Source organism: Acinetobacter sp. 22323 (assembly GCF_052044895.1).
Taxonomy (GTDB): Bacteria; Pseudomonadota; Gammaproteobacteria; order Pseudomonadales; family Moraxellaceae; genus Acinetobacter; species Acinetobacter schindleri.
The window spans coordinates 152646-170410 of record NZ_JBQEOL010000001.1; the positions used below are offsets into that span (position 1 = coordinate 152646).

Genomic DNA, 17765 nt, shown 5'->3' on the forward strand with positions numbered 1-17765 from the left:
GACTTACTTAACGGCTTTGGTGCTCTCATTGTTCATTTTTGCACTCATTGTTGTATGGTCTTTGATCGAAATTTATCTGGATATGCGCAAAGAAGAGAATTTGGAGCACGAAGCTTAAGCTTTTAATTAATTTCATAGCTGAATTGATCCGGATATAAAAATTAATTCAGCCATTCAAAGTATTTAAATAATTATATATAAAAAGTATAAAAGCATAGTCGAAAGTTAATTTTTAAATATATTTTGATAGCAGCTATGTTTTGTAAAGAAATGGAAATTTTCCTTCTGAATGACTATGAGAGCCTTCTAAAGTATGAGGAATTTACAAAGTGTCTATTTTTTCTAATTTATAATTGCTGATGAAGTGTGCAAGTGGGCATAAAAAGGCTTGTCTTTTAAAAAAATCTTAGCTAGTATTCTTGTCGCCTAAACCTATTGATAAATAAGGTTTTCGGCATATAGGGCCTATAGCTCAGTTGGTTAGAGCAGCGGACTCATAATCCGTTGGTCGACAGTTCAAGTCTGTCTGGGCCCACCAAATTCTTAAGCACTTAGAAGTAAATGTCTAGGTGCTTTTTTATTTATCCCTTTCATCAAACTAACTATCTAAAATAATTAAAAATACAAAGTCTTATAAAAGGTTGGATTTTGGTAGGTAGGATTCTTTTATTGTTCATTGAATACTCAAATCACGGTGAGGGTCACCGATAATAAGATGAATGGTAGAAGGAATCGCACCATGGCTTTTAAGAATATTGCAGATCAAACCAACGGTTTTTATATCCCTTGTGTTTCACTTTTCGGTCCAGGATGTGCCAAAGAAATTGGTGTTAAAGCCCAAAATCTAGGTGCCAAAAAAGCCCTGATTGTTACCGATGAAGGCTTATACAAATTTGGTGTCGCAGATACCATCGCAACTTATTTAAAAGAGGCTGGTGTAGACAGCCATATCTTCCCGGGCGCAGAGCCAAACCCAACTGATATTAACGTCCATAACGGCGTGCAAGCTTACAATGACAATGGCTGTGATTTCATTGTCTCGCTAGGCGGCGGTTCATCACATGACTGTGCCAAGGGTATTGGACTAGTCACAGCAGGTGGTGGTCATATCCGCGACTACGAAGGTATTGATAAAAGTACAGTGCCGATGACGCCACTGATCGCCATCAATACTACAGCAGGTACAGCTTCGGAAATGACCCGCTTCTGTATCATTACCAATACCGATACCCATGTCAAAATGGCAATTGTGGACTGGCGTTGTACACCGCTAATCGCAATCGATGATCCTAAACTGATGATTGCTAAGCCTGCCGGACTCACTGCAGCAACTGGTATGGATGCCTTGACACATGCGGTAGAAGCTTATGTATCAACTGCGGCCAATCCGATTACCGATGCCTGTGCAGAAAAAGCCATTACCATGATCAGTGAATGGCTGAGTCAAGCAGTAGCGAATGGCGACAATATCGAAGCGCGTGATGCGATGAGTTATGCGCAGTATCTGGCAGGTATGGCATTTAACAATGCATCTTTAGGATATGTGCATGCGATGGCACACCAGCTCGGTGGCTTCTATAACCTGCCGCATGGTGTATGTAATGCCATTTTGCTCCCACATGTATGCGAATTTAACCTGATTGCCTGTCCAGATCGTTATGCAAAAATCGCTCAGCTGATGGGTGTCAATATAGAAGGACTAACAGTCACTAAAGCAGCCTATGAAGCAATCAATGCCATTCGCCAGCTTTCAGCTTCTATTGGAATTCCATCTGGTCTGGCAGGACTCGGTGTAAAAGAAACAGACCTTGGCATCATGGCAGAAAATGCGCAAAAAGATGCCTGCATGCTGACCAACCCTCGTAAGGCCAGTCATGCGCAAGTGGTCGACATTTTTAAAGCGGCAATGTAATGCCTCAATGTAAGTCATCTCTCCACTCGGCAGACTTACATTTTTTGCAACCCTGCTCGCACTTCTTATGAAGTGTGCCAAGACAAGCGTATCCCCATATGTTTGTCTTGGCTTATCCTAAATCCTTGAGAGGATAAGGAGCAGACGTTGCTCTTTTTTTTGCTTAAAATATCAGTTACTTCGAAGATATATCAACGGTTATTCCATCTGGGAGTGACAGATTAAGAGAGGATGAGTGATTTTTCAAAAATAAAAATGATTAAATAATATACCTTGCTACAAGGTGATTCTTGTCATGGATTCAGTGAAAAAGTTTTATAAAAATTATAATTTTAAAGTGTTTAATGACTTTTTATATTGAGCTAAATTAAAAAATTTATTGTTAGATAAATCAAATCTATTGTTGACTGAAAAGTTAAAAGCCCAACAAATTCTGATGTTTAAATATCTTGAAACTTAAGTAGTGTCTGATGCACTGGATGGTTTTTCGGCATCAATTCAATCAAACGTTCTACTGCATCAATCGCTTCAGGAAAACGTGCCACATGCTTGAGTAGTACATCAGTTTCATTGGCCTTGAAAATGGCATCACTAAGACGTGATTCCAGACAATCCCGCCAGGCACATAAAAATGGACTTTCGGTTTTTGCCAGAAATACGCCAGTATAGAGTTTTAAGGCAGAATCGATATAACCAGCATCTAACGACTGTTCTGTTTGCAGGAAATCCGCTTCCACATGGGCGAGTAAACGATAAGGTCTGGAACCGAGCATACCGCCTAATAGATCTCGCAGTTGTGACATTTCCGCTTTTAAGGTGCCGATGCTGACTTTACGTTCTCCATAGAGTGCCTGGTGCAGACTATCCAGACTTAGACCTTGTGGACATAAAGCTAGAATCGCTAAAATTTCAGTTTGACGAGGTGTTAAGACCAGCGCCTTGCCATTAAAAATTACCTGAGGCACTGAAAAAGCCCGAATATACAATCGCTGTTTCTGGTATTCCAATAAGGCTGATTGAATAAGTGTGGAGCAATGCTCAGCAGCAAGCAGCCCTAAATTGTTATGTTTATGCCAGGTTGTTGACAGATCAATCACACCCAGGATTTGTTTCGAATAAGGATCAATAATCGGTGCGGCATAACAGACCAGGTCATGTGCTGATGACATGTAATGTTCACTGGAAAACACACAACTCGACTGCTGGGTTTTGATCGACAGGGCGAGGGCATTGGTGCCGACCAGTTCCTCCCGCCATTGACCACCTTCGATCAGGTGCACATTTTCAGCAACTTTGCGCATTTCAGGACAGGATGCTGTCCAGAGAACGGTGCTACCAATATCTCCCACAGCCAATACCATAGAAGACTGTTTGGCAATATGCCTTAGATTTTCAGCACAATATTGTAAAGCATGGCTTAAAGTCGAGGATGAACCGACTTTCTGGATATCGACCAGTGGGGCGGCCAAACGATCCTTCGGTATATCTGCTGAAGATGAGCGTTGCCAGGAGCTGACAATGCTCTGTTCTAACTGTGCAGCATGCAATGGCGATAAACTGCTGCTTTGACGTAGCTGGTCAATTTTTTGCCTGTGTTGTATCAAATTCTGCTCTGTCATCATTCCTTATCCTCACAATAATTCATGATTTACATCCGATGTAATTATTATTGTTTTTATGAAGAATCAAAAGAAATGTAAACCTGCTGAGTTCCAACCTTTCTCCAACCTTATACAGGTTATGTTAATCAAATAATGTACGGGTGTACCTTATACCAAAGCTGTAGATGCGGCTTTTTTATAGATTAAAATAAGCAAAGGAAATACATATGCGTTATATCGATCCGAATCAGCCTGGCTCAAAAGTTCATTTCAAAGCCCAGTATGAAAATTTTATTGGAGGGCAATGGATCGCTCCAATTAAAGGCGAATATTTTGATAATCTCTCACCTGTAGACGGTAAAGTATTTACCCGAGTGCCGCGTTCCAGTGTAGAAGATATTGAGCTGGCGCTAGATGCTGCGCACAAAGCCAAAGTGCAATGGAATAAATCTTCTCCAACGACGCGTTCTAATATTCTGTTAAAAATTGCGGATCGTCTGGAAGCCAATCTTGAGCAGCTGGCAGTTGCTGAAACTTGGGACAACGGCAAGCCGATCCGTGAAACCCTGGCGGCTGATATTCCTTTAGCAATTGACCATTTCCGTTATTTTGCTGGCTGTATCCGTGCACAGGAAGGCGGCATTTCAGAAATCGATGAAGATACCATTGCCTACCACTTCCATGAACCTTTGGGTGTGGTCGGTCAGATCATTCCATGGAATTTCCCGATTCTTATGGCAGCATGGAAACTGGCACCGGCTTTAGCTGCGGGCAACTGTATCGTACTGAAACCGGCTGAGCAGACACCAGTCAGCATCCTAGTGCTGGTAGAGCTGATTCAGGACCTGTTGCCAGAAGGCGTATTAAACATCGTTAATGGTTACGGTGTAGAAGTGGGCCGTCCACTGGCGACCAATCCGCGTATCGCGAAAATTGCCTTTACCGGTTCTACCGCTGTGGGCCAGCAGATCATGCAATATGCCACTGAAAATATTATTCCGGTAACGCTGGAGCTGGGTGGAAAATCACCGAATATTTTCTTTGAAGATGTCATGGCACAGCAGGATGATTATCTGGAAAAAGCCTTGGAAGGCTTTACCATGTTCGCCCTGAATCAGGGGGAAATCTGTACCTGTCCATCGCGTGCGCTGGTACAAGAAAGTATCGCAGATCAATTCCTGGGACTGGCAATCGACAGAGTAAAGCGTATTAAAACCGGGCATCCGCTGGATACTGAAACCATGATTGGCGCTCAGGCATCTCAAGAGCAACAGGACAAAATTCTGGGCTGTATTGCCACAGGCCGCGGTGAAGGAGCTGAAGTTTTGGTAGGTGGCGGTGCACGTCATGAAGTAGGTCAGGGGTACTATATTGAACCGACCATCTTTAAAGGTACCAACGACATGCGTACTTTCCAGGAAGAAATTTTTGGACCAGTGCTTGCAGTCACTACCTTTAAGGATTTTGACGATGCGATCAAAATTGCCAACGATACTATCTATGGTCTAGGAGCTGGTGTATGGTCACGTTCAACCCATACTGCTTATCGCGCTGGTCGTGCCATTGAAGCGGGTCGTGTCTGGACTAACTGCTATCACATCTATCCGGCACATGCGGCCTTCGGTGGTTATAAAAAATCAGGCATTGGTCGTGAAAACCACAAGATGATGCTGGATCATTATCAGCAGACCAAAAACCTGCTGGTCAGCTACTCGACCAAACCGGCTGGTTTCTTCTAAAAATAATGCAAAAAGCGGACTTCGGTTCGCTTTTTTATCCTGGTGATTCTTCAATATGTAGCAGTTGCGATGTTTATCACAGTTGCTGTTTAAAAGTATGAATCAATTGAAATTTAACTTTATCGGAAAGTTGAAAAAATGCATGAAATTGATTTTACATTTCGAAAAAAGATGATTATAAGTAAGAGGTGGTTTTTTAATCAAAACAACAATAGACACTCAGGAAGAGTGGGCTACAGAAGCGTATTTAAATAATGATGAAACGGGAGTTTTGACAATGCTTCAGCTTTTGAAAAAAATATTTTGCTTGCATATTTATGAATATCAACACATGGAAGAAATTGGCACACAGCGAGAATGTCGCAAGTGTGGCATCAGTAAAGATTAAAACCTAACCCTAAGAAAAAGTGAGCATTTGCTCGCTTTTTTTATACCTGAAATTAAGAATATTCCGTTAAAATACGACATATATAAAGAGCTTAAATTGGTGTGCAATGAGCAAAGATTTTCAGGCTGAAACCTATATTGTCGATGAAAATCTGGCAGATACTTTACATTGGCTGAGTCTGCATCAGGAGAGTTTTGATTCATTCCATTATGATGCAATTACTCAGACACTTACGGTAGAACATGCCAGTGGCAGTGATGTGATTCGGATAGGGGATTATCTTAATGCGAAATATGGCATCCTGATTACAGCACATAATTTTGCTGCAAGTGGAAGTCAGAAATAACAGACCTATTAAAAACTTTATTTGATTTAAGTTGAAGAAACTAAATAACTGACTTTATACGTGATTAATATCGTTGTTGTTTTCATATCAATGAATTTTATCTTTCTCTAAAAGCGAAGCCCACAAAAAAAGTGGGCTTTGCTTGTTCAGTAAATCGATTATTTACTATGGTTGCCATGCGTGTCTTGTCCATGTAGATCTTTACGGTGCTGTTTGTTGAACACGCGTTGATCCTGTTCATGCTGGTTATTTTTTGGGGAATTAATCGGCCCATGTTGAGGCTGCTGTTGCTGCTGCATTTGCTCTTTCTGATGTTCCTGCTGCAACTGTTCCAATAGCTCTTGATTTGGATTTCTTGATGACATCATCGTTCCTCCATTTCCTTTCTGAGACTGTTTAAATTTATGACATAGTCTGGAACAGAGGTGTGTAAGACTTTTAATGGAATCTGTGACACCAGGTAAAGATAGAAAATTATCTGGATTTGGAAAGTTGTTCCTGAATCGACCAATCGATATGTACCTGTACAACTTCATCATGTTGAGCGCGAGAGTTTTGCAAGGCCTGAATAATCGCTGGATTAAACGGCGCATTGCCTAAACCAATAGCAATATTGCGCATAAAGCTTTGATAACCGGTACGCCGTAGTGGACTACCTTCTGTCGAAGCTAAAAAGGTGGGCTCATCCCATTGCCATAAATCCAGCAGGCTGGCTTGATCCAGTCCATGCCGTGGATGAAAGTCTGCAATGGTCGTCGTCTTGGCAAAGCTGTTCCATGGACAAATCAACTGACAGTCATCACAACCAAATACCCGGTTACCAATGCCACGACGAAGATCCTCAGGGATAATACCTTTATATTCAATGGTCAGATAGGCAATACAGCGCCGTGCATCCAGCATATACGGCTCAACAATCGCCTGTGTCGGGCAGATATCGATACAGGCCGTACAAGAACCACAGTGTTTGGTCGTCGGTTCATCAAATGGCAGTTCCAGTGAAGTAAACAGTTCGCCGAGTACAAAGAAAGAACCGGATTTTTTATGAATCAGCAGCGTATGTTTACCAGTCCAGCCCATACCGGCATTTTCAGCCAGAGACTTTTCAAAAACGGGTGCTGAATCGGCAAAAGGACGTGATTCAAATTCTCCGACTTTTTCTTTGATTTTAGCCGATAGCATTTTTAGCCGACCACGCATGGTCTTGTGATAATCACGACCACGGGCATAGCGGGCAATAATCGCCGAGTTTGGCGCATCTGGGACCATTCGCGGTTCAGGTGTTTCGACCAGATAATCTATACGAACACAGATGATTGATCTAGTATTTGGAATTAATAGCGTTGGATCAGCGCGTTTTTCCAGATTTTCTTCCAGAAATTTCATATCGCCATGATAACCACGCTCCAGATATTCCTTCAGGCGTGGCAATTCTGCTTGAGCATCCGGCCGGGCAATGACACAATCAGAAAAACCCAATTCCAGCGCTTGTACTTTGATCCATGCTTTGAGGACTTCTGGATCCTCTTGAAAAACCTGAATTTGCGCGGGAGAATCGGGTGTAGTCATAAACCGGGAACAGGGAATAAAAAATGCAGCAACGAGTTTACCATAGCCCCGTTTATCATAGCCAAAGTATTCAAGCTTGGGAGCAGCGTTGGTTTGCCCGAAAAAACAGTTCTTATGGTCTGATGCAGCAAGTGGCCTGGAGCATTGTACAGCGCCTGATTCCTTTATTTGTTGAAGAGAATGTTCAAAAGGTCGCGGTCTGTTGTGGGCAGGGTAATAATGCCGGAGATGGATATCTGGTCGGGAAGTACCTACAGCAGGCTGGTTTTGAGATAGAGATTTATGCAGCAGAAAAGGGTGGTTCACAGGATCTGGCTTCGGCGAGTCAGGAAGCACTTGATGCAGGCATAAAAGTCTATCCGCATTTTGATTTTCAGACTGAATATGATGCCTATATTGATGCGTTATTTGGGATAGGTCTTAACCGTGATCTCAATGACACATGGCAACAGATAATTCTAAGTATTAATGCTCAAAAGGGCTTAAAAATCGCAATTGACATTCCAAGTGGTCTCCATGCTAATACTGGGCAACCTTTGCCAGTCGCTATTCAAGCTGATTATACTTATACGGCACTGGGGCTTAAAACAGGTTTGTTTACCGGGCAGGCGAAAGCCTACGTTGGGCAAGTGGAATGTATATCTGCAATTCCAACCGATGCTGAATTGAAACCTGTTGCTCAATTATCTGGTACTCACATCCATTTACCCAAACGTCAGGCCTTTGGACATAAGGGCAGCTATGGACATGTACTGGTGATTGGCGGTCATGCTGATATGGGTGGTGCAGTAATCATGTCAGCTGAAGCTGCATTTGCAGCAGGAGCGGGTAAAGTGACTGTTATTTGTGATGCCAAACATCATACGGCAATCCTTTCACGGGCACCAAATATCATGCTTCGGGATATGAATGCCCTAGATGAAAATCAGCGTGACAATCTGTTGCAGCAAGTAGATGCCGTTTGTTTTGGTATGGGCTTAGGACGTGATCTCTGGGCTGAACAGCAGTATCAGTTCTGGTTTTCTGCACTTCAGCAATCAGAACTGGAAATCATATTAGATGCAGATGCACTCTGGTTTCTATCAACACAACCAGAACAATTAAATCCACGAACCTATTGCACCCCTCATCCGGGCGAAGCCGCGACTTTATTGAAATCTAAAACTCAAGAAATCGAAGCTGACCGAATCGCTGCCATTCATACCTTACAGCAGAAATTCCAAGGACAGTGGGTCTTGAAAGGCTCAGGTAGTCTGATTTTGGAAGATCAGCTGTATATCTGTACGGCTGGCAATCCGGGTATGGGCACTGGAGGGATGGGTGATGTACTGGCTGGCATGATTGCCAGTCTGAAAGCCCAGTTGCATGAGGATATTCATCTGCATGAAGTCGTGACTTTACATGCCTTGGCCGGAGATGAGTTGGCAAAATATGGTCAGCGTGGTTTGCAGGCACAGGATATGAAACAAGCCATTTATAAAGTGGTTAATCTTTAGGGAAGTCATGATGCAGGCCGTGAAACTGATTATTTCAGGAACAGTGCAGAAAGTAGGCCATCGAAATTGGTTTGAAGTTCAGGCAGTAGAACTGGAATTAAAAGGCTATGTACAAAATCTGCCAACTGCACAGGTAGAGACTGTAGTGGTTGGAGATGAGAGGAAAATTCAGGAGATGATTATACGTAGTCAAAAGGGACCAATTCATGCGGATGTAGCTGATATTCAGCAACTTGAATTAAATCCTGCTGAATATCAGTTTGACAATTTTCAGATCAAACGTTCATTTAATGATTAACGACGTCTGCTGACACGGCTACGTCCACGTGCCATGCCACCTAAAGCATTCAGTACTGCCATCTTGCTCATGCTACCCGAAGCATGGGCATGACAGATTGCCGCAGCCAAGGCATCCGCTGCATCCTGTTGGGGTTTGATGCTGAGGTTTAGAATTTTCATGACCATCATCTGTACCTGTTCTTTTTCTGCTGCACCGTAGCCAACCACAGACTGCTTGATCTGACGTGCCGTATATTCAGCGACTTGCAGATCCAGATTGACCAGTGCTGCAATGGCCGCACCACGGGCCTGGCCGAGTTTCAGGGCAGAGTCCGGGTTTTGTGCCATAAACACCTGTTCTACGGCCGCTTCTGTCGGACCATAGAATTTAACAATACGTTCAACCCCGGCAAAAATTCGCTTTAATCGCTCAGGCATTTCCGCAGTTTCCGTCCTGATGGTTCCTGCATCCACAAAAGACAGTTTGGAACCTTCTTTTTGAATAATGCCATACCCTGTAAGACGTGAACCTGGGTCAATCCCAATAATTAATGACATGCCTGCACTTTAAAAATAAAATAATGCCCATATTGTTACATAAGCGTATCAAAAAAGCTTGATCCTGATGAAGCAGTTGATTACATCCTTAATTATTGAATAGAGATTAGATTAATTTTCATGAAATTATTTCTTATTATCCTTGCTGGCGTAATCCTGGAAGTATTTGTGTGGATTGGCGTGGGCGACCTCGTCGGGAGCATGTGGTACGTCTTTTTCTGGTTTGTGGCCGCATTCTTTATCGGTATGAACCTGATTCGTAAATATGCCACCGGACTCATGCCGCAGATGCAACAAATGCAAATGGGCCAGATGAGTGCCGATCCGGCCATGACCAATAATCTGCCGAAAATTCTAGCTGGTTTTTTCCTGCTGATTCCAGGTCTGATTACAGACGTGTTGGCGGTATTAATGCTGATCCCCGCTGTACAACAGGCATTTAAAGCGACGATGATGAAAGTCATGATGAAACGCCAGCAAGCCATGATGGAAAAAATGATGGGTGGCATGATGGGCGATATGGGCGGTGCTCAAGGTCAGAATCCATTTGCAGAAATGATGCGTCAGATGCAGGAAATGCAAAATCAGCAAGGTGGTCGTGGCGATTCAACCATTATTGATGGTGAAGCACGTGAAGTGACGCCAGAAGCGAAAAAGATTGAAATGAAAGATGTGAATCCAAAATAATTTCGATTTACATTTATGCAGCCGGATCCCATGATTCGGCTTTTTTATGTGAGTAAATTAAGATAAAAGTACTGCGAAAATTTAAACAAAAGTTATAATGCTGCGGTTTCAGTCATTGCTAATAGAAGAAATATGTCTTTGTTGTTAACCATTTGTGGTTTGCATTTTATTGCTCAACTGAGCCCCGGACCGGACGTCCTGCTGATTGCACGAAGTGCAGCATCTACTACCCGTGCCAATACCTTAAAAATTATTGCCGGCATTTCGGCAGGGATCGTGGTTTGGGTAGTGCTGACCCTGGCTGGTTTTACCGTGCTGATTGACCAATTCCCCTGGATTCAGCAAGTACTCATGATTGTGGGTGGAGCATTTCTGGCAAGAATGGGCTGGGCGATGCTCAAAGGCGGATTACAGGCATTTAAACAACGTCATGAAACTAGCGACGATCAGATAGTAATGAATGAACCGAAAAATTATTTTACTTTGGGTTTATTGACCAATCTATCTAATCCTAAAACACTAATTTATTTTAGCAGTGTATTTTCGCTGGCATTGAGCTCATCTGCTTCAGATTATTTGAAATCACAACTGGCGGTGATTATTCCATTACAAACCTTTTTGACTTTTGCTTTACTGATGCTGCTTATTTCACAGCCTAAAATCAAAGTGCTGTACCAACGTGCGGGCAACTATATTGATCTGATTTCAGGCGTACTGTTCCTGATCTTTGCGATCTGGCTTTGGTATGATGCATTAGTATTGATGAATTAAGACGATCAATCCTGACGAGATGAATCTTGATCAGCCGGAACAGGGGAAACCGCAGTTTCCTCTTTTTTTTCTTCTGTTTTTTGTGAATTGCTGTATCGGTTTGGCTTGAGCGTGGCTTCTGTATTTTCTGAACCCTGATAGCTACGACTGCGATTGGCACGTTCTCTTAAACCACCTTTGCGAATTAACTGCACCATACTCAATACCTCAATAAGACTCGCATTATTGTAAATCAACTAGGCAGAGTGTTGCTGAATTTCTAAGGGATATAGCTAGGCTTTTGAGAATCAGTGTTTATAAAATGATTAGGCCTGATACTCAATATCAGGCCCCTGAGGAGAACGAACCGTGAAAATGAATCGTTATTAGAATTATGAAGATTGTTGTTTTACTTCAAGTTGTAATGCATTAAAAATCACATCTTTGGTGGGTACATCCTGATGTTCTTGTGAATAGACATGAACCACTTTAAACACGACTGCTGCAGCTAAGCAGGTCAATAAGCAAAACATCCAGAAACCATAGGGACTTCTGATGCTATGTGAGCCACAATTCGGGCATGAAGTATCAGTGGATGTAACAGCTTTATTGCAGCATGCACAATGATATTGATACTGCATATTTTTCTCCTTATTTTACTAGTTTTTATGGTTATTATTTTTAAACATCAATCCTTGGATGTTTGTTTATATTATGTGAGAGATTGTTTGTATTCGATAGCGTGTAATGAGGTTAAACGTGTAAGCGATTGTGGACAATCCTTTATTCAGAAAGAATGCTGCTTGAATTTAATGATTTGATAGTTAAAAGAATAATTGCCAAGAAATTATAGTCACTTAATTCAATTATGTCGTCCATTTAGCATGATCTCGAAATAGCAAAAAGCCTGCATAAAGCAGGCTTTTTGTTTCGCTCTGGCTTATTGACCAGAACGGATGATGTAATCAAATGCAGACAGTGATGCTTTAGCACCTTCACCTGTAGCGATAATGATCTGCTTGTAAGGCACTGTGGTACAGTCGCCTGCAGCAAATACACCTTTCACATTGGTTTCGTTACGTTCGTTAATCACAATCTCGCCACGGTTAGTTAACTCAACTTTAGTTTCTTTTAAGAAATCAGTGTTAGGTAATAAACCGATCTGAACAAAGATCCCTGCAAGCTCAACAGTGTGCTCTTCATCAGTCGCACGGTCTTTGTATTTCAATGCAGTCACTTGTTGACCATCACCCACCACTTCAGTCGACAAGGCATTTTTAATGACTGTTGTGTTTGACAAACTGTTCAATTTGTCTTGCAGTACTTGGTCAGCACGAAGTTTAGTGTCGAACTCCACCAGAGTCACATGCTCAACGATACCAGCCAGGTCAATCGCCGCTTCTACACCTGAGTTACCACCACCAATCACGGCAACACGTTTGCCTTTGAACAGTGGACCGTCACAGTGTGGGCAGTATGCTACACCACGAGTTTTGTATTCCGTTTCACCTGGAACATTCATTTCTCTCCAGCGTGCACCAGTAGACAGAATCACAGTTTTGGATTCAAGTTTTGCACCATTTTCTAAAGTGACTTCAACCAGACCGTTGGCAGTTTCATCTGCACCTTTGATGTTCGATACACGTTGCAGGTTCATGATATCAACACCATATTCACGAACGTGTGCTTCCATCTCAGCCGCAAATTTAGGACCTTGAGTCTTTTGCACTGAAGTGAAGTTCTCAATGTCCATGGTATCCATTACCTGACCGCCCATGCGTTCAGCGACGATCCCGGTTTTAATGCCTTTACGAGCAGCGTAGATTGCAGAGGTATTCCCTGCAGGACCACCACCGATCACCAATACATCAAATGCTTCTTTGGCATTGAGCTTTTCAGCATCTTTGGCTGCAGAGTTGGTATCCAGTTTGGCTACGATTTCTTCCAAAGTCATGCGGCCTTGACCGATATGTTCATTGTCCTGGAACACCATTGGCACTGCCATGATTTTGCGTTCTTCTACTTCGTCCTGGAAGAAAGCACCATCAATCATGGTTGCTGTTGTACCTGGGTTATAGATCGCAATCAGGTTCAATGCCTGAACCACGTCTGGGCAGTTATGGCAGCTAAGAGATACGAATACATCAAAGTCAGATTGAATGCCTAGACCTTTAATAGATTCCAGAACTTCAGCAGACACTTTTGGTGCATAACCTGAAGTTTGTAACAATGCCAAGATCAAAGATGTGAACTCATGACCCATCGGCAGACCTGCGAAGAACACGCGAGGCTGTTCACCGGCTTTTGCCACACCAAAGCTTGGTGCACGTTTGTTAGTACCATCAAAACGGGCAGTCACTAGGTCAGAAAGAGCAGCGATTTCCTCTACAAGTTCTTTGATTTTTGCAGATTTATCTGATGCATCTAAAGTAGCTACCAGTTCGATTGGACCTTCAAGGCGTTCTAAAAGGGCTTTTAATTGAGCTGTTGTATTTTGATCTAACATTGCTAACTTCCCCATAGGAGTAATAATTCATTCGATGAAGTCATATTACGTGAAATAGATGAATAGGTAAAACAGGTAGTTTTTATTTATTCAATCGGATTTGCAGATAAAATGAAAATTTCATCATTTATTTCAATCTTCTATATGTGGGTAATGTTGGAAATTTCAAGTGTTCTGCTGGTCTGAAACGGATTTTCAGTTAAGATGAGCACTACCGGAATTAGTGAGTATAACTATGGAACTTCAGCGCGGCATTTATCAACATTACAAAGGTAAACTTTATCAGGTCTTGCATGTAGCAACCCACAGTGAAACCGAAGAAAAGCTAGTGGTTTATCAATGCCTATATGGTGATTATTCGATCTGGGTACGTCCACTCAGTATGTTCACTGAAACAATCACTTTAGATGATGACCGTGAACTAGAGCGCTTTAAACTGATCACGCCACTATAAAAAATAATTTGAATAAGAGAGTAAAGCATGGAGCAGCTAAATAATTTTCAGAACTACGTCAGTGGATTATATGCGCGCTTTAGTGCGCATGATGCTGGTCTGAGCGATCGACTACAACGCTATCGTAATATCGAGCCGGAATCAGCGCAGTTCCTCTCTATTCTTATTCGTGCTCAGCAATCTAAACGAGTTTTAGAAATTGGAACTTCTACAGGTTATTCCACTTTATGGCTGGCTGAAGCCTTATCGGATACCCAAGGTCATATGGTGACTTTGGAGATTGATGCCGAACGCTCGAAAGAAGCTGAGCAACATGCCCAGCATCTAAAGCTGGATCATTGTATTGATTTTCAGGTAATGGATGCTTTGAACTATTTAAAGTCCTGTCAGAAACAGTTTGATTTTATTCTGCTCGATGCTGAGCGTGATGCGTATGTTGAGTATTGGAATTACCTGCCGCAACTGTTGCAACGGCAGGGTGGATTGCTCGTGGTAGATAATGTACTTTCCCATGCGGAACAAGTGGCAGAATTTAAGGCATTGGTCGATCAGGATGAGCGCTTTGTGTCTTCTACAATTAATATCGGTGCAGGACTACTACTGATCACGTTCCAATAATAGTATTTAATAAATGACCGGTTTTAATCACTATAAATCCGGGTAAAGTTAAGATCATATTCTAGGTATTTTTTCACAAAAGCAGCTTTGTCACGCCTCCTGAGCAGATTGTCATAAATATATTCAGGCACTGGGTGATAAAGCTCGGTCAAGCCATTGTCATAGAAAATTTTAAGGTGGCGGCTAGAAGGATTATATTTCCAGGAAATTACCGTTAAAAGTAGAGCCATACTGCACCTCCAATAGATAGGAAGATTTAGATTTAATTCTTATTGGTCTATGTCTTGAACTTAATTCAAGGGCACTGATTTCTATATAGTCGCTTTGTAAATTGTGTATCTTTCTCAGACTTTCCAAAATCATTAATTTAATAAATACAGCATGGCAAAGTCTTTATCAAGAAACTATACATTTCCATTAAGCAAAAAATATGCAAACTCTTGATACCTATTGCAAGAAAATGCTACAAAAAATTTAAAGTAGGCCAAAAAAACTGCTTTAAGATGAAGGGAAAACAAGAACGAATCAGAGTTTTTTAACATGCAATTATTCAAGTGCTCCCACTGTCATCAACCTGTTTATTTTGATAATAATTACTGTACTGCATGTCAGCATATGCTGGGCTTTGATAGCTCGACCATGTTGATCGTGGCTTTAGAACCAGATACAGATGGATCAATTTTGACAGAGCCGGATACGCAGGCTAAATACCGTTATTGTTCCAATGCTGAATATGCTGTGTGTAACTGGGTCATTCCGCAAGAAGATCCGCATGACTTTTGTCTAGCTTGTCGTTTGAACCGTGTCATTCCCAATTTAAATGAACCGCAATATCGACTGCGCTGGCATAAAATTGAACTTGCGAAACATCGTCTAGTATATTCCTTATTACGCTGGAAGTTACCGTTGCAGTCCCGACAGGAAAATCCTGAATCTGGTTTAGCTTTTGATTTTAAAGCCAATCCAAATAGCCCAGATGAACCTAAGGTGATGACAGGACATGATAATGGCGTGATTACCCTGAATATTGCAGAAGCGGATGATGTCGAGCGTGCCATGGAGCGCAAGAATATGGAGGAGCTTTATCGTACCTTGCTTGGGCATTTCCGGCATGAAATTGGGCATTATTATTGGGATGTGTTGGTCGATAACACCGAGTTTCTGGAACCCTGTCGGCAATTGTTTGGTGACGAACGTATGGATTATCAGGAAGCTTTAGACCGACATTATCATCAAGGGCCCCCTGCAGACTGGATGGAGCGTTATATCAGTACTTATGCCACCATGCATCCATGGGAGGATTGGGCAGAAACCTGGGCACATTACCTACATATCGTTGATGTTCTGGAAACGGCAGATTCCTTCGGCATGCAGATTCGTCCGCATGTCGTCGAAGAACGTGATGATCAGTTAATGACATTAACGAAACGGATTAATCCTTATTACACCTCTAGCTTTGATGAAATTTACCAGGCCTGGTTACCCGTAGCATTTGCCATGAATAGCCTAAATCGCAGTATGGGGCAGGAGGATTTTTATCCTTTCCTGATCAATCCGGTGGTGCAACAGAAATTGAAATTCATCCATGATGTGATTCAGAAAACAGCGGGTGCGCAGCGTAAAGTTGCTTAAAATCTTGCCAATAAAAAAGCCACGCAAAATGCGTGGCTTTTTCGAATCAGTTTAATCTAATACAGATTAGATTTTACCAACTAGGTCGATTGAAGGAGCAAGAGTTGCATCGCCTTCTTTCCATTTAGCTGGGCAAACTTCGCCTGGGTGAGCGTGTACGTATTGAGCTGCTTTAACTTTACGAAGAAGTTCTTGAGCATCACGACCGATACCACCAGCGTTGATTTCAACGATTTGGATTTTACCTTCTGGATCGATAACGAAAGTACCACGGTCAGCAAGGCCGTCAGCTTCGATTAGTACGTCGAAGTTTTTAGCAAGAGTCCAAGTAGGATCACCAACCATTACGTATTGGATTTTTTTGATTTCTTCAGAAGAATCGTGCCAAGCTTTGTGAGTGAAGTGAGTGTCAGTAGAAACTGAGTAGATTTCAACACCAAGTTTTTTGAATTCTTCGTAGTTGTCAGCAAGGTCACCAAGTTCAGTTGGGCAAACAAAAGTGAAGTCAGCTGGGTAGAAGAATACTACAGACCATTTACCTTTAAGGTCAGCTTCAGTAACTTCAACAAATTGGCCATTTTGGAATGCAGTTGCTTTAAATGGTTTAACTTCAGTATTAATCAAGCTCATCATTGTCTCCATGATTGAGGTTAGTCTTTAATTTTGAATAAGAATAGCGAACTTTGGGTCTTAGCTAAAATGGTATTTTTACATTACAAGAATCGGAAAAACCGAATTATGTAACTGACGCCAGTTTACCCAAGTCTTCTTTATGTACATTCGGCACAGCCAAAGCTGTCTGGATGACAAATCATGTTCGGTCATCAACCCGCATAAGAACATGATGTTTTACGAAGCAAAATTCAAGGGTAAAACTTAAAAAATTCATATTTTTTTTAAATAAATTTATCGGATTTGGAAATATTAATAGATACAAACTACTGATTTTATAAATATATTTCATTGTTATAATAGGTGAAAAGTGAAGTATGTTAGACGTAAGCAAAGGTGTCTTATTTAAATAGCCTAAGCATTATTATCGCTTATTTCAAATTTTGACTTGAAATGAATAGTTCGAGGTATTGAAAAAGAGGGTGGAGTATTTGTTTACTTGCTGTAATATTTTAAAAATACGAATCAGCTCCAGATCCAAGCGCAATGTAAATCATGGCTTTTAGTCACGCGGCGACAACTGAATTACGATCTAAGTGCACATAAGTACATTGGGAA

19 protein-coding genes and 1 tRNA gene are annotated in these 17765 nt (G+C 41.8%); 11 read left to right on the plus strand and 9 right to left on the minus strand.

Annotation, left to right across the window (positions count from 1 at the left end; genetic code table 11):
- Positions 1-461: 461 nt before the first annotated feature.
- Positions 462-538: transfer RNA gene (locus ACTJIX_RS00700), tRNA-Ile, on the plus strand.
- 201 nt (positions 539-739) lie between these two features.
- Positions 740-1912: an iron-dependent methanol dehydrogenase gene (gene mdh / locus ACTJIX_RS00705; protein WP_005222600.1), complete on the plus strand. Its 1173-nt coding sequence runs from the start codon at positions 740-742 to the stop codon at positions 1910-1912.
- Positions 1913-2352: 440 nt separating this feature from the next.
- Here mdh and ACTJIX_RS00710 read toward each other — a convergent pair whose 3' ends face one another.
- Positions 2353-3534 (minus strand): transcriptional regulator, encoded by a 1182-nt coding sequence (locus ACTJIX_RS00710; RefSeq protein ID WP_163165669.1) that lies wholly within the window; start codon positions 3532-3534, stop codon positions 2353-2355.
- A gap of 206 nt (positions 3535-3740) precedes the next feature.
- On the opposite strand from ACTJIX_RS00710, the gene exaC reads away from it, so the two are divergent.
- A complete protein-coding gene (gene exaC, locus ACTJIX_RS00715) occupies positions 3741-5252 on the plus strand; it encodes an acetaldehyde dehydrogenase ExaC (RefSeq protein WP_005222596.1) in 1512 nt (503 codons plus the stop codon).
- Between the two features lie 494 nt (positions 5253-5746).
- The gene (locus ACTJIX_RS00720) at positions 5747-5986 is read left to right on the plus strand and encodes a hypothetical protein (protein ID WP_005222593.1); all 240 of its coding nucleotides are present in this window, start codon (positions 5747-5749) and stop codon (positions 5984-5986) included.
- Between the two features lie 158 nt (positions 5987-6144).
- On the opposite strand, the gene ACTJIX_RS00725 is transcribed toward ACTJIX_RS00720, so the two are convergent.
- Together ACTJIX_RS00725 and queG are read right to left on the minus strand one after the other, a co-directional pair.
- Positions 6145-6354: a hypothetical protein gene (locus ACTJIX_RS00725; RefSeq protein WP_005222592.1), complete on the minus strand. Its 210-nt coding sequence runs from the start codon at positions 6352-6354 to the stop codon at positions 6145-6147.
- Between the two features lie 106 nt (positions 6355-6460).
- On the minus strand, positions 6461-7555 hold the full coding sequence (gene queG, locus ACTJIX_RS00730) for a tRNA epoxyqueuosine(34) reductase QueG (protein ID WP_005222590.1): 1095 nt from the start codon (positions 7553-7555) through the stop codon (positions 6461-6463).
- A 23-nt stretch (positions 7556-7578) separates the two neighbouring features.
- Here queG and ACTJIX_RS00735 point away from each other — a divergent pair, with 23 nt between their 5' ends.
- Positions 7579-9051: a bifunctional ADP-dependent NAD(P)H-hydrate dehydratase/NAD(P)H-hydrate epimerase gene (locus tag ACTJIX_RS00735; protein ID WP_005222589.1), complete on the plus strand. Its 1473-nt coding sequence runs from the start codon at positions 7579-7581 to the stop codon at positions 9049-9051.
- Positions 9052-9058: 7 nt separating this feature from the next.
- Positions 9059-9349: an acylphosphatase gene (locus tag ACTJIX_RS00740; protein ID WP_005222587.1), complete on the plus strand. Its 291-nt coding sequence runs from the start codon at positions 9059-9061 to the stop codon at positions 9347-9349.
- Here ACTJIX_RS00740 and ruvC read toward each other — a convergent pair.
- On the minus strand, positions 9346-9888 hold the full coding sequence (gene ruvC, locus ACTJIX_RS00745; RefSeq protein WP_004815506.1) for a crossover junction endodeoxyribonuclease RuvC: 543 nt from the start codon (positions 9886-9888) through the stop codon (positions 9346-9348). The two genes, ACTJIX_RS00740 and ruvC, sit on opposite strands and share 4 nt — an antisense overlap.
- A gap of 120 nt (positions 9889-10008) precedes the next feature.
- Here ruvC and ACTJIX_RS00750 point away from each other — a divergent pair, with 120 nt between their 5' ends.
- Together ACTJIX_RS00750 and ACTJIX_RS00755 are read left to right on the plus strand one after the other, a co-directional pair.
- A complete protein-coding gene (locus ACTJIX_RS00750) occupies positions 10009-10575 on the plus strand; it encodes an FxsA family protein (protein ID WP_004892709.1) in 567 nt (188 codons plus the stop codon).
- 132 nt (positions 10576-10707) lie between these two features.
- A complete protein-coding gene (locus ACTJIX_RS00755) occupies positions 10708-11346 on the plus strand; it encodes a LysE family transporter (protein ID WP_005222585.1) in 639 nt (212 codons plus the stop codon).
- A gap of 5 nt (positions 11347-11351) precedes the next feature.
- On the opposite strand, the gene ACTJIX_RS00760 is transcribed toward ACTJIX_RS00755, so the two are convergent.
- The 3 genes from ACTJIX_RS00760 to ahpF all read right to left on the minus strand — a co-directional run bounded on the left by ACTJIX_RS00760 (position 11352) and on the right by ahpF (position 13831).
- Positions 11352-11543: a hypothetical protein gene (locus ACTJIX_RS00760; protein ID WP_005222584.1), complete on the minus strand. Its 192-nt coding sequence runs from the start codon at positions 11541-11543 to the stop codon at positions 11352-11354.
- 174 nt (positions 11544-11717) lie between these two features.
- Positions 11718-11966 carry a hypothetical protein gene (locus ACTJIX_RS00765; RefSeq protein WP_005222579.1) on the minus strand — a complete coding sequence of 83 codons (249 nt, stop codon included), beginning with the start codon at positions 11964-11966 and terminating at the stop codon, positions 11718-11720.
- A 299-nt stretch (positions 11967-12265) separates the two neighbouring features.
- Positions 12266-13831: an alkyl hydroperoxide reductase subunit F gene (ahpF, locus tag ACTJIX_RS00770; RefSeq protein ID WP_005222577.1), complete on the minus strand. Its 1566-nt coding sequence runs from the start codon at positions 13829-13831 to the stop codon at positions 12266-12268.
- Between the two features lie 235 nt (positions 13832-14066).
- Here ahpF and ACTJIX_RS00775 point away from each other — a divergent pair, with 235 nt between their 5' ends.
- Complete coding sequence (locus ACTJIX_RS00775) at positions 14067-14285, plus strand: DUF1653 domain-containing protein (RefSeq protein ID WP_005222572.1); 219 nt, start codon at positions 14067-14069, stop codon at positions 14283-14285.
- A 27-nt stretch (positions 14286-14312) separates the two neighbouring features.
- The gene (locus ACTJIX_RS00780) at positions 14313-14903 is read left to right on the plus strand and encodes an O-methyltransferase (protein WP_005222567.1); all 591 of its coding nucleotides are present in this window, start codon (positions 14313-14315) and stop codon (positions 14901-14903) included.
- A 23-nt stretch (positions 14904-14926) separates the two neighbouring features.
- On the opposite strand, the gene ACTJIX_RS00785 is transcribed toward ACTJIX_RS00780, so the two are convergent.
- A complete protein-coding gene (locus ACTJIX_RS00785; protein ID WP_005222566.1) occupies positions 14927-15133 on the minus strand; it encodes a KTSC domain-containing protein in 207 nt (68 codons plus the stop codon).
- Between the two features lie 310 nt (positions 15134-15443).
- Here ACTJIX_RS00785 and ACTJIX_RS00790 point away from each other — a divergent pair, with 310 nt between their 5' ends.
- Positions 15444-16535, plus strand: a complete 1092-nt coding sequence (locus ACTJIX_RS00790) for a zinc-binding metallopeptidase family protein (RefSeq protein ID WP_005222565.1) — start codon at positions 15444-15446, stop codon at positions 16533-16535.
- Positions 16536-16601: 66 nt separating this feature from the next.
- Here the strand turns inward: ACTJIX_RS00790 and ahpC are convergent, their stop codons facing one another.
- A complete protein-coding gene (ahpC, locus tag ACTJIX_RS00795) occupies positions 16602-17165 on the minus strand; it encodes an alkyl hydroperoxide reductase subunit C (protein ID WP_005222564.1) in 564 nt (187 codons plus the stop codon).
- Positions 17166-17765 lie beyond the last annotated feature (600 nt).